Source organism: uncultured Sphaerochaeta sp., assembly GCF_963676625.2.
Classification (GTDB): Bacteria; Spirochaetota; Spirochaetia; order Sphaerochaetales; family Sphaerochaetaceae; genus Sphaerochaeta.
Genome location: NZ_CAXXYB010000008.1, coordinates 647534 through 656651, shown reverse-complemented (window position 1 = coordinate 656651; position 9118 = coordinate 647534). Strand labels below are relative to the sequence as shown.

General features: G+C 46.6%; 19 protein-coding genes. All 19 read left to right on the top strand.

From position 1 onward, the window contains the following. Positions 1–51: 51 nt before the first annotated feature. The 19 genes from tuf (at position 52) to rplR (ending at position 9109) form a co-directional block, all read left to right on the top strand. Positions 52–1242: an elongation factor Tu gene (gene tuf / locus ACHZBG_RS13760; RefSeq protein ID WP_320130042.1), complete on the top strand. Its 1191-nt coding sequence runs from the start codon at positions 52–54 to the stop codon at positions 1240–1242. 66 nt (positions 1243–1308) lie between these two features. Further along, entirely contained in the window at positions 1309–1617 is a 309-nt protein-coding gene (gene rpsJ, locus ACHZBG_RS13755; protein WP_117329431.1) for a 30S ribosomal protein S10, read from the top strand. Between the two features lie 17 nt (positions 1618–1634). Next, positions 1635–2255, top strand: coding sequence for a 50S ribosomal protein L3 (rplC, locus tag ACHZBG_RS13750; protein WP_320130041.1), 621 nt, complete (start codon positions 1635–1637; stop codon positions 2253–2255). Between the two features lie 11 nt (positions 2256–2266). Then, the gene (rplD, locus tag ACHZBG_RS13745; RefSeq protein ID WP_320130040.1) at positions 2267–2896 is read left to right on the top strand and encodes a 50S ribosomal protein L4; all 630 of its coding nucleotides are present in this window, start codon (positions 2267–2269) and stop codon (positions 2894–2896) included. Positions 2897–2907: 11 nt separating this feature from the next. Continuing rightward, positions 2908–3210, top strand: coding sequence for a 50S ribosomal protein L23 (rplW, locus tag ACHZBG_RS13740; RefSeq protein ID WP_320130039.1), 303 nt, complete (start codon positions 2908–2910; stop codon positions 3208–3210). A 14-nt stretch (positions 3211–3224) separates the two neighbouring features. Then, positions 3225–4049, top strand: coding sequence for a 50S ribosomal protein L2 (gene rplB / locus ACHZBG_RS13735; RefSeq protein ID WP_320130038.1), 825 nt, complete (start codon positions 3225–3227; stop codon positions 4047–4049). Positions 4050–4058: 9 nt separating this feature from the next. Next, entirely contained in the window at positions 4059–4334 is a 276-nt protein-coding gene (gene rpsS, locus ACHZBG_RS13730; RefSeq protein WP_320130037.1) for a 30S ribosomal protein S19, read from the top strand. Between the two features lie 17 nt (positions 4335–4351). Next, positions 4352–4714: a 50S ribosomal protein L22 gene (rplV, locus tag ACHZBG_RS13725; protein WP_320130036.1), complete on the top strand. Its 363-nt coding sequence runs from the start codon at positions 4352–4354 to the stop codon at positions 4712–4714. Then, positions 4715–5422, top strand: coding sequence for a 30S ribosomal protein S3 (rpsC, locus tag ACHZBG_RS13720; protein ID WP_320130035.1), 708 nt, complete (start codon positions 4715–4717; stop codon positions 5420–5422). It begins immediately after the preceding gene. Positions 5423–5428: 6 nt separating this feature from the next. Continuing rightward, positions 5429–5845, top strand: coding sequence for a 50S ribosomal protein L16 (rplP, locus tag ACHZBG_RS13715; protein WP_320130034.1), 417 nt, complete (start codon positions 5429–5431; stop codon positions 5843–5845). Between the two features lie 3 nt (positions 5846–5848). Further along, a complete protein-coding gene (gene rpmC, locus ACHZBG_RS13710; RefSeq protein WP_320130033.1) occupies positions 5849–6055 on the top strand; it encodes a 50S ribosomal protein L29 in 207 nt (68 codons plus the stop codon). A gap of 14 nt (positions 6056–6069) precedes the next feature. Next, the gene (gene rpsQ / locus ACHZBG_RS13705; protein WP_320130032.1) at positions 6070–6321 is read left to right on the top strand and encodes a 30S ribosomal protein S17; all 252 of its coding nucleotides are present in this window, start codon (positions 6070–6072) and stop codon (positions 6319–6321) included. A 15-nt stretch (positions 6322–6336) separates the two neighbouring features. Then, complete coding sequence (gene rplN, locus ACHZBG_RS13700) at positions 6337–6702, top strand: 50S ribosomal protein L14 (protein WP_320130031.1); 366 nt, start codon at positions 6337–6339, stop codon at positions 6700–6702. Between the two features lie 10 nt (positions 6703–6712). After that, positions 6713–7018, top strand: a complete 306-nt coding sequence (gene rplX / locus ACHZBG_RS13695) for a 50S ribosomal protein L24 (RefSeq protein WP_320130030.1) — start codon at positions 6713–6715, stop codon at positions 7016–7018. Beyond that, complete coding sequence (gene rplE / locus ACHZBG_RS13690; protein WP_320130029.1) at positions 7018–7569, top strand: 50S ribosomal protein L5; 552 nt, start codon at positions 7018–7020, stop codon at positions 7567–7569. The genes rplX and rplE overlap by 1 nt, the downstream gene beginning before the upstream one ends. A 13-nt stretch (positions 7570–7582) precedes the next feature. Further along, a complete protein-coding gene (locus ACHZBG_RS13685) occupies positions 7583–7768 on the top strand; it encodes a type Z 30S ribosomal protein S14 (protein WP_320130028.1) in 186 nt (61 codons plus the stop codon). A gap of 9 nt (positions 7769–7777) precedes the next feature. After that, positions 7778–8176 (top strand): 30S ribosomal protein S8, encoded by a 399-nt coding sequence (gene rpsH / locus ACHZBG_RS13680; protein WP_320130027.1) that lies wholly within the window; start codon positions 7778–7780, stop codon positions 8174–8176. An 11-nt stretch (positions 8177–8187) separates the two neighbouring features. Next, positions 8188–8733, top strand: coding sequence for a 50S ribosomal protein L6 (gene rplF / locus ACHZBG_RS13675; protein ID WP_320130026.1), 546 nt, complete (start codon positions 8188–8190; stop codon positions 8731–8733). A gap of 16 nt (positions 8734–8749) precedes the next feature. Further along, a complete protein-coding gene (gene rplR, locus ACHZBG_RS13670; RefSeq protein ID WP_320130025.1) occupies positions 8750–9109 on the top strand; it encodes a 50S ribosomal protein L18 in 360 nt (119 codons plus the stop codon). Positions 9110–9118: the final 9 nt, after the last annotated feature.

Below are 9118 nucleotides of genomic sequence, written 5' to 3'. Positions count from 1 at the left end.
CACATATTAATTTTTTGATTGTGACGATAATAAAGTCACAAGGAGGAAATGATGGCAAAAGAAAAATTTCAGAGGACGAAGCCACACGTTAACGTAGGCACCATCGGCCACGTTGACCATGGTAAGACTACACTTACTGCTGCAATTACCATGCACTGTGCAAAGTTGTTCGGCGACAAAGCTCTTGCTTATGACGCGATCGATAATGCTCCAGAAGAAAAAGCCCGTGGTATCACGATTAACACCAGGCACGTCGAATACCAGTCAACCAATAGGCACTATGCACACGTAGACTGCCCGGGACATGCTGACTACATCAAGAACATGATCACTGGTGCTGCACAGATGGACGGAGCAATTATTGTTGTTGCTGCTACCGACGGTGCAATGGCTCAGACCAAAGAGCACTTGTTGCTCGCTCGCCAGGTTGGTGTTCCTTGTGTTATCGTATTTATCAACAAGTGTGACCAGGTAGATGATCCTGAACTCATCGACCTCGTTGAAGAAGAGATGCGTGACCTCTTGACCGAATATGGTTTTGATGGCGCAAATGCTCCTATCATCCGTGGTTCCGCTTACAATGCAATGACCAATCCTGACGATCCCGAAAGCACAAAGTGCATCGACGAGCTGCTCGACGCAATGGATAACTATATTCCACTTCCAGAGCGCGCTGTCGATTTGCCTTTCTTGATGCCAATCGAAGACATTTTCTCCATCTCCGGTCGTGGTACCGTTGTTACTGGACGTATCGAACGCGGTATTGTCAAGATCAACGATCCAGTATCGATTATCGGAATCAAGGATACCAGAGAATCTGTTTGTACCGGTATCGAAATGTTTAACAAGCTTCTTGACGAAGGTCAGGCTGGTGATAACATTGGTGCTCTTCTTCGTGGTGTTGACAAGAAGGATGTTGTTCGTGGCCAGGTCTTGGCAAAGCCAAAGTCCATCAATCCTCACCAGAAGTTCATTGGTACCGTATATGTACTGAGCAAGGATGAAGGTGGTCGTCACTCACCATTCTTCAGTGGCTATCGCCCACAATTCTATTTCCGTACAACTGATATCACCGGAACAGTAACCTTGCCAGAAGGCAAGCAAATGATTCTGCCTGGTGACCACACTACCATTATCGTAGAGTTGATCCACCCTGTTGCCATGGACAAAGGTCTCCGCTTCGCAATTCGTGAAGGTGGAAGAACCGTTGCTTCTGGTCAGGTTACGGAAATCAGCGAGTAAGTTTGTTGACGAATGTCTTGCCATCATCAATTTTGACGGTGGCAAGGCCAGATTTTTGGAGGAATAATGGCTAAAGAAAGAATCCGAGTTAGGTTGAGAGGCTTTGATATTGAGCTTGTTGAACAAAGCTCAAAAGCAATCGTAGATACTGTTGTTAGGGCTGGTGCTACTGTTTCTGGTCCGGTACCTCTCCCGACCCGTATCAATAAGTACACTGTCCTGAGATCGCCCTTTGTCAATAAGAAGTCCCGAGAACAATTCGAGATGAGAACCCACAAAAGGTTGATTGACATTTTGGATCCTACATCGAAAGTAATGGATGCCCTCATGAAGCTTGAGCTCCCTGCCGGTGTGGATGTAGAGATTAAACAGTAAGAGAGTTGAGGTAAGAGATGTTAGGGCTTATCGGCAAAAAAGTTGGAATGACACAGGTGTTTGATGCGCAAGGCAGGCTCACACCCGTGACGGTTATAAGAATTGAGGGCAATGTTGTTGTCGCAGACCGAACTGAAGAGAAGAATGGCTATAAGGCCGCAGTTCTCGGTTCCGTAGACAAGAAAAAAAGCACTGTCACCAAGCCGTATGCTGGTCAATTCACAGGTGTCTGTGAACCAAAGCAGCATATAATAGAGTTCCGTGACTATGAAAAAGAAGTCACGGTAGGCGAAGTGTTGGGCGTGGATATATTTAAGGATATCACATTTGTTGATGTCACAGGAACTTCTAAAGGTAAAGGTTTCGCCGGTGGTATGAAGCGTCACAACTTCTCTGGTGGACGTGCAACCCACGGTTCGAAGTTTCACCGTGACATCGGCGGTACTGCTATGTCATCTACTCCTGCCCGCACATTCAAGGGTCACCACATGGCTGGCCGAATGGGTACTGAGAAAACGACTATACAGAACCTGAAAGTCGTCAGGGTCGATGAAGAGATGCAGGTCCTTATGGTAAGGGGAGCAATCCCTGGTCCCTCCCAGAGTGTCGTCATCGTCAAGAAAGCGATAAAGAAGTAGGGGCTAGAGATATGGAAACCAAAGTCTTTTCTACCGATGGCAGTGAAGTTAGAACGATACAGTTGAATGACCAAGTCTTTAATAGAGAAGTCAACGACGCAACGATCTACTATGCTGTAAACAATGAGCTTGCAAACCGACGTGTCGGTACTGCATGCACGAAGGGTCGCGCTGAAGTCAACTACAGCAATACCAAACCTTATAAACAAAAAGGTACAGGTAATGCTCGTGCCGGTGACAAGAAGTCCCCGGTATGGGTTGGTGGTGGTACCATTTTCGGGCCTAAGCCGCGTGATTATAGTTATGTCCTTCCCAAGAAGGTGAAGCGTCTTGCAATGAAGAGCCTTCTTTCCCTGGGTGTCCAGGAGGAACGTCTGATCGTTGTTGAGGATTTCACTCCGGAATCCGGCAAAACCAAGGATCTCTCATCCATTATCAAGAACTTTATAACGGACGAGACAAGGACGCTTCTTATTCTTAAGGATGACGATGTAATGATGCGCCGTGCTGCGAAGAACATTCCGTACCTGCACGTCCTTTCCTACAATAGGCTTTCTGCAAAAGAACTCCTGTATGGAAGAAAGGTCTTGGTTCTGGAAACCGCCGCGAAAAATCTTAATGATTTCTACGGCGACAAATAAGGGGACCAGAAATGAGAGCAGACCAAGTTATCATTGAACCCGTCTTGAGTGAGAAATCCAATATCGCTCGGGAAGGTGAAGTAAAGAAATACACGTTTAAGGTTCACAGGGATTGTAATAAGTTCCAGATCATGGCAGCCATCAAAGAGTTGTTCCAGGTCGAACCGACGAAGTGTAATGTAATGATCGTAAAAGGCAAGCCTAAATATTCACGGGGAAAGGGTGGTAACATCCTTGGAAATACCGGTGATTGGAAGAAGGCTGTCGTAACCCTGGCCAAGGGTGATACCATCCAGGCCATCGAAGGCGTATAAGGAGAAGTTGGAAAATGGCTCTTAAATCTTACAAGCCAAATACTCCCGGCCTTCGCCAGAAGACTACTTTGGTCTTCAGCGAGCTGACTGTCAGCAAGCCAGAGAAGTCACTTACAACCGGCATGAGCAAAAATGCTGGACGTGATACCTTTGGGCGCATCAGCGTTCGCCGTAGAGGCGGTGGCCACAAACGTGCTTATCGAACTATCGATTTCAAGCGCGACAAATATGGTATTCCCGGTGTCGTCAAGACTATCGAATACGATCCGAACCGCAGTGCAAACATCGCTTTGGTATTTTATGCCGATGGTGAAAAGCGCTACATGATTGCACCAAAAGGTATGACAGTCGGTACTTCGGTTATTTCCGGACCAACTGCTCCCCTTTCTAGTGGAAATGCCCTTCCTTTGAAGAACGTTCCCCTTGGGCTTATGGTCCATAATGTTGAGCTTACTCTTGGAAGAGGCGGACAGCTTGTTCGTTCTGCAGGTTTAGGTGCAACGGTAGTGGCCAAGGAAGGTGATTATGTCACCCTTCGTCTCCCTTCCGGTGAAATGCGCATGGTGTTCGGCGAGTGCTATGCTACCCTCGGGCAGCTTGGTAATGAAGATCACATGAATGTTAGCCTTGGTAAGGCAGGTGCAAGTCGTCACTTGGGTAGAAGGCCAAAGGTTCGTGGTGTCGCAATGAACCCGATCGATCACCCGCATGGTGGTGGTGAAGGTAAGACTGCAGCTGGACGGAATCCGGTAACTCCATGGGGTAAGCCGACTAAGGGTGGAAAGACCCGTTCCAAGAAGAAGCCTTCCGGTGCATTCATCCTTAAGAAGCGGAAGTAGGAGTAGAAAGTGGCAAGATCAATCAAAAAAGGTCCTTTTATTGAGAAGAAGCTTTATAAAAGGATTCAGGAGTCTCTTAAGACTAATCAGAAGCAGATGATCAAGACTTATTCCCGCTGTTCTACGATCATCCCTGAAATGGTAGGATTCACAATTTCCGTTTATAACGGAAAGACCTGGATTCCAGTGTATGTGACTGAGAACTTGGTTGGGCATAAACTCGGTGAGTTTTCCCCCACCCGTATTTTCCGCGGTCATGCACTTTCCGACAAGAAGGTTGGTTAATCGAGATGGGTAGAGTAATGGAAGAAAAAAAAGGTTATTCAGCAACAGCGAAGTATCTGATGGTTGCTCCTTCAAAGGTTCGTCCTGTAGCTAACCTGGTAAGAAACAAGTCATATGCCCAAGCCGTTGCAATCCTTGAGGCGATGCCCCAGAAGGGGTCTCGTTTAATCCTCAAGGTTCTGCAATCTGCCTGTGCAAATGCACTTGACCAGAACAAGAAGCTCGATGAAGAAAATCTTGTTGTCAAGGAATTGCAGGTTAACGAGGGCCCGAGACTCAAGAGAGTTTGGCCGAGATCCCATGGGAGACGTGATATTCTCCTCAGGAGGATGTCACACATTACCGTCGTTGTTGACGAAAAAGCAAGCGTGAGGGAATAAATGGGCCAGAAAGTAAATCCGATTGGACTCCGCCTTGGAATCAACAAGACTTGGAAGTCCAAATGGTATGTGGATCCGAGGGAGTATGCGGACACACTGCACGAAGATTTGAAGCTGCGAAAAGCTTTACTTGGTTGTCCAGAAGTCCAAGGCGCCGAGATTTCAGATGTTGAATTCATCCGTAAACCTCAGCGTATTACTATCGTGATCACCACCAGTCGCCCCGGTATTATTATCGGTAGCAAGGGTGCCAATGTTGAAAAGCTAGGGGCAAGACTCCAGAAACTTTCCGACAAGAAAGTACAGATCAAGATCAAAGAGATCAAGAAACCAGAGGCTGATGCCCAGCTGATTGCTTCTAACGTTGCCAAACAACTTGTTGCCCGTGGTTCATTCCGCAGAGCAATGAAAATGGCAGTTAGCAAGGCAATGCAGAGTGGAGCCCAAGGTGTAAAGATCAGATGCTCGGGCCGTATCGGTGGTGCTGAAATTGCACGCTCCGAATGGATGAAGGAAGGTCGTGTTCCTCTTCATACTCTCCGTAGCGATATTGATTATGGATTTGTAACAGCGCACACTTCCTTTGGTGCCATTGGTGTCAAAGTATGGGTGTTCAATGGTGAAATCTACGAACATGCAATCAAAGAAGACGCTGGTGGGCTCGTAAGAAAGTCTGCAAAGACCGATGGCGTCGAGGCAAGGAGTTAGTAGGCCATGCTTAGTCCAAAAAGAGTAAAATACAGAAAGAAACAGCGTGGTACCACTGATGGTGTTGCCCACCGTGGTATTACTATTGCATTTGGGGAATTTGCCTTGCTGGCACTTGAACCCAAGTGGATTACAAACCGCCAGATTGAGGCCGCTCGTGTTGCTATGACCCGTCACATTAAGCGTGGTGGTAAGGTATGGATCAGGATTTTCCCTGATATGCCGTATACCAAGAAGCCAGCTGAAACTAGACAAGGTAATGGTAAGGGTGCTCCTGAAGGTTGGGTTGCAGTTGTCAAGACTGGAGCTGTCATGTTTGAGATGGGCGGAGTCACTGAAGAATTGGCTCGTGAAGCCCTTGCGCTTGCAGCGTCAAAGCTTCCGATCAAGACGAAGTTTGTCGTCAGAAGGGATGTGGAGTAAATTATGAAAAATTCATATAAAGATTTGACCCTTGACGAATTGGTTGAGAAGAAAGAGCAGCTCCATAAGGAGTTTCTGGATCTTCGGATGGGAAGAGTTCTTGGGCATGTTGAGAATCCGTTGGCTGTTCGTACAACCAGAAGGAATATCGCTCGCGTGAACACCATCATCCACGAATATGCCCTCGGAATTCGGAAAGCAGCTAACTAAGGGAGTGCGATTAGATGGAAACGAATAAAAAGAGTTTTACTGGACAGGTGGTCAGTGATAAGATGGACAAGACCATTGTCGTCACCATCTCCTCAAGAAGGTTGCACCCCCTGTACAAGAAGTATGTGACTACCACCAAGAAGGTGAAGGCACATGATGAGAAAAACGAGGCCAATATCGGTGACACTGTTCGTGTTGTTGAATGCCGCCACATCAGCAAAGACAAGTGCTGGCGTCTCGTTCAGATTGTCGAGCGTGCTCGGTAAACCAGGAGAGACGTTATGGTACAGATGCAAAGTTATTTGAATGTAGCGGACAATAGTGGAGCCAAAAAGGTCCAGTGTATTAAAGTTCTTGGTGGAAGCCATCGTTATGTTGCCAGTGTTGGTGATATTATCGTGGTAGCCGTAAAGAACGTACTGCCTAATGGCGCCATTAAGAAGGGCGATGTCATGAAAGCCGTCATTGTTCGTACGAGGAAGGAATACCGCAGACCTGACGGTACCTATATCAGGTTCGACGATAACGCGTGCGTTATCATTGATGCCAACAATAACCCGCGCGGTAAGCGTATCTTCGGACCAGTTGCCAGAGAACTCAGAAATGGCTACATGAAGATCGTTTCACTCGCGCCGGAAGTGTTGTAGGAGTGTGCACATGAAGCTTAAGAAGAACGACACCGTGAAGATTCTTGCTGGAAAAGACAAAGGTAAGACCGGCAGGATCGTAAAGGTAGACCTAGAGAAAGAAAGGGTCGTCGTCCAGGGTGCCAACATGGTCAAAAAGACCATGAAGAAGAAAAATCCGCAGGATAAGGGCGGCATCATGGAAATCGAGGCTCCGATCCATGTATCCAATGTTGCATATGTAACCAGTGATGGTTCAGCAACCAGGATCGGGTACAAGTTTGATGAGAGCGGAAAGAAAGTCCGTTTTGCAAAAAAAACCGGGGAAGTGATCTAATGGAAAAGTTCATACCAAATTTCAAGACCAAATATCTTGAGACTGTAGCTCCCGCTCTTTTTGCCGAACGTGGTTACACCTCAAAGATGCAGGTTCCTACAGTTGAGAAGATTGTAGTCAGCGTAGGTGTCGGTGAAGCTATTTCTAACAAGAAACTTCTCGATGCTGCTGTCAAGGAACTTGAACAAATTACAGGTCAGCATGTGTTGAAGACCAAGGCTCGAAAATCCATCGCCAACTTCAAGGTTCGCGAAGGGCAAGAAATCGGTGCTATGGTAACTCTGCGTGGCGACAACATGTGGTTCTTCCTGGAGAGACTGATTAGTATAGCTCTTCCTCGTGTCAAGGATTTCAGAGGCGTTAAGGCTAATGCTTTTGATGGACATGGAAACTACTCCCTTGGTATTACCGAGCAGATTATTTTCCCTGAAATTGACTTCGACAAGATTGAGCGTGTCAGCGGTTTGAATGTCGCCATTGTGACGACTGCGAAGACCGATGAAGAAGGCTTTGCCCTGCTAGAAAAGCTTGGCATGCCCTTCACTAAATAAGGGTGGGAGACATATGGCAAAAAAATCATTGATCGTAAAGGCCAATCGGGAGCCCAAGTTCAGTTCCAGAAAAGTCAACCGTTGCAGAATATGTGGCAGACCCCGTGGCTATATGCGCCAGTTCGATATGTGCAGGATCTGCTTCCGCAAATTGGCAAGTGAAGGCCAGATTCCTGGTGTTACCAAATCCAGTTGGTAGGAGAGAAAAATGGCTGTAAGTGATCCAGTTGCTGATATGCTGACCAAGATTAGGAATGCTAGTCAAGCGAAGCATGAAAAAGTAGATATTTCCACTTCAAAGATGAAACTTCAGATTGTGAAGATTCTCAAAAATGAAGGGTACGTCAAGAACTTCAAGAAAGTAACCAAGGATGGAATTTCTTTCATTCGTGTTTTCCTGAAGTATGATGAGAAGCAGAGTCCAGTACTCCATGGGATTGTACGCGTTTCAACCCCTGGCCGTCGTGTGTATACCGGTTATCGGGATATGCCACGTGTATATAATGGACATGGTGTCGTGGTAGTCTCCACTTCTACCGGTGTAATAACTGGTAAGAAGGCTACAGAAAATAAGATCGGTGGTGAACTGATCTGCACGATTTGGTAAGGTGGTAAAGAATGTCCAGAATTGGAAAATTGCCAATCGCAGTACCCACAGGGGTTAAAGTTTCTGTTGCCGATGGTATTGTCAATGTTGAAGGCCCAAAAGGCAAACTCAACTGTGCTTATCGTCCTGAAGTCATTATTGAACTCAAGGACAATGTAGTGGAAGTGACAAACAGGGACGAATCCAAGGCAAGCAATAGTTTTCATGGGTTGTATCGCCAGTTGGTCAGCAATATGGTCATCGGAGTTTCCAAAGGTTATTCCAAGACCCTTCTGATTAACGGTGTCGGTTATCGTGCCGAGCTCAAGGGAAATTTGCTGACTTTTAACCTGGGATATTCCGTATTGGTCGAATTTGTTCTTCCTAAGGGGATTACTGCTACTTGTGAGAACCCAAACAAGGTTACCATCAGTGGCATCGACAAGCAGCTTGTTGGCCAGACTTGTGCTGAAATCCGATCTCTTCGCGGTCCAGAACCGTATAAGGGCAAGGGCATAAAGTATGAGAATGAAATCATCCGTCGTAAAGCCGGCAAGTCCGCTGCTGCAAAGAAATGATGAGTAGGGAAAAGAGATGAACAGAGTAATCGATAAGAGAAGAAAGCTTATACGTCGTAAGCATCATATTCGTAAGAGTCTCTCCGGTACTGGAAGCAGGCCGAGAATGACTGTTTTCCGAAGCAACTCCCACATGTATATTCAAGTCATTGATGATGTTGCAGGTACAACCTTGGTTGCTGCCAGCAGCCTTGAAGCAGAACTGAAAGGCTTGAAAAATACTGTTGAAGATGCGGCTAAGCTTGGTGAAGTCGTCGGCAAGAGAATGCTCGAGAAGAATATTGACACATGTGTATTCGATCGTAATGGCTATCTCTTCCACGGAATAGTCAAGAGCATCGCAGATGGCGCCCGCAAAGCCGGCGTTAGGTTCTAGGGGGAAACT

Excerpts from the sequence above, each read along its gene's own strand:
- tuf (WP_320130042.1), top strand. The coding sequence starts at position 52 with ATGGCAAAAGAAAAATTTCAGAGGACGAAGCCACACGTTAACGTAGGC.
- rpsJ (WP_117329431.1), top strand. The coding sequence starts at position 1,309 with ATGGCTAAAGAAAGAATCCGAGTTAGGTTGAGAGGCTTTGATATTGAG.
- rplC (WP_320130041.1), top strand. The coding sequence starts at position 1,635 with ATGTTAGGGCTTATCGGCAAAAAAGTTGGAATGACACAGGTGTTTGAT.
- rplD (WP_320130040.1), top strand. The coding sequence starts at position 2,267 with ATGGAAACCAAAGTCTTTTCTACCGATGGCAGTGAAGTTAGAACGATA.
- rplW (WP_320130039.1), top strand. The coding sequence starts at position 2,908 with ATGAGAGCAGACCAAGTTATCATTGAACCCGTCTTGAGTGAGAAATCC.
- rplB (WP_320130038.1), top strand. The coding sequence starts at position 3,225 with ATGGCTCTTAAATCTTACAAGCCAAATACTCCCGGCCTTCGCCAGAAG.
- rplV (WP_320130036.1), top strand. The coding sequence starts at position 4,352 with ATGGAAGAAAAAAAAGGTTATTCAGCAACAGCGAAGTATCTGATGGTT.
- rpsC (WP_320130035.1), top strand. The coding sequence starts at position 4,715 with ATGGGCCAGAAAGTAAATCCGATTGGACTCCGCCTTGGAATCAACAAG.
- rplP (WP_320130034.1), top strand. The coding sequence starts at position 5,429 with ATGCTTAGTCCAAAAAGAGTAAAATACAGAAAGAAACAGCGTGGTACC.
- rpmC (WP_320130033.1), top strand. The coding sequence starts at position 5,849 with ATGAAAAATTCATATAAAGATTTGACCCTTGACGAATTGGTTGAGAAG.
- rpsQ (WP_320130032.1), top strand. The coding sequence starts at position 6,070 with ATGGAAACGAATAAAAAGAGTTTTACTGGACAGGTGGTCAGTGATAAG.
- rplN (WP_320130031.1), top strand. The coding sequence starts at position 6,337 with ATGGTACAGATGCAAAGTTATTTGAATGTAGCGGACAATAGTGGAGCC.
- rplX (WP_320130030.1), top strand. The coding sequence starts at position 6,713 with ATGAAGCTTAAGAAGAACGACACCGTGAAGATTCTTGCTGGAAAAGAC.
- rplE (WP_320130029.1), top strand. The coding sequence starts at position 7,018 with ATGGAAAAGTTCATACCAAATTTCAAGACCAAATATCTTGAGACTGTA.
- ACHZBG_RS13685 (WP_320130028.1), top strand. The coding sequence starts at position 7,583 with ATGGCAAAAAAATCATTGATCGTAAAGGCCAATCGGGAGCCCAAGTTC.
- rpsH (WP_320130027.1), top strand. The coding sequence starts at position 7,778 with ATGGCTGTAAGTGATCCAGTTGCTGATATGCTGACCAAGATTAGGAAT.
- rplF (WP_320130026.1), top strand. The coding sequence starts at position 8,188 with ATGTCCAGAATTGGAAAATTGCCAATCGCAGTACCCACAGGGGTTAAA.
- rplR (WP_320130025.1), top strand. The coding sequence starts at position 8,750 with ATGAACAGAGTAATCGATAAGAGAAGAAAGCTTATACGTCGTAAGCAT.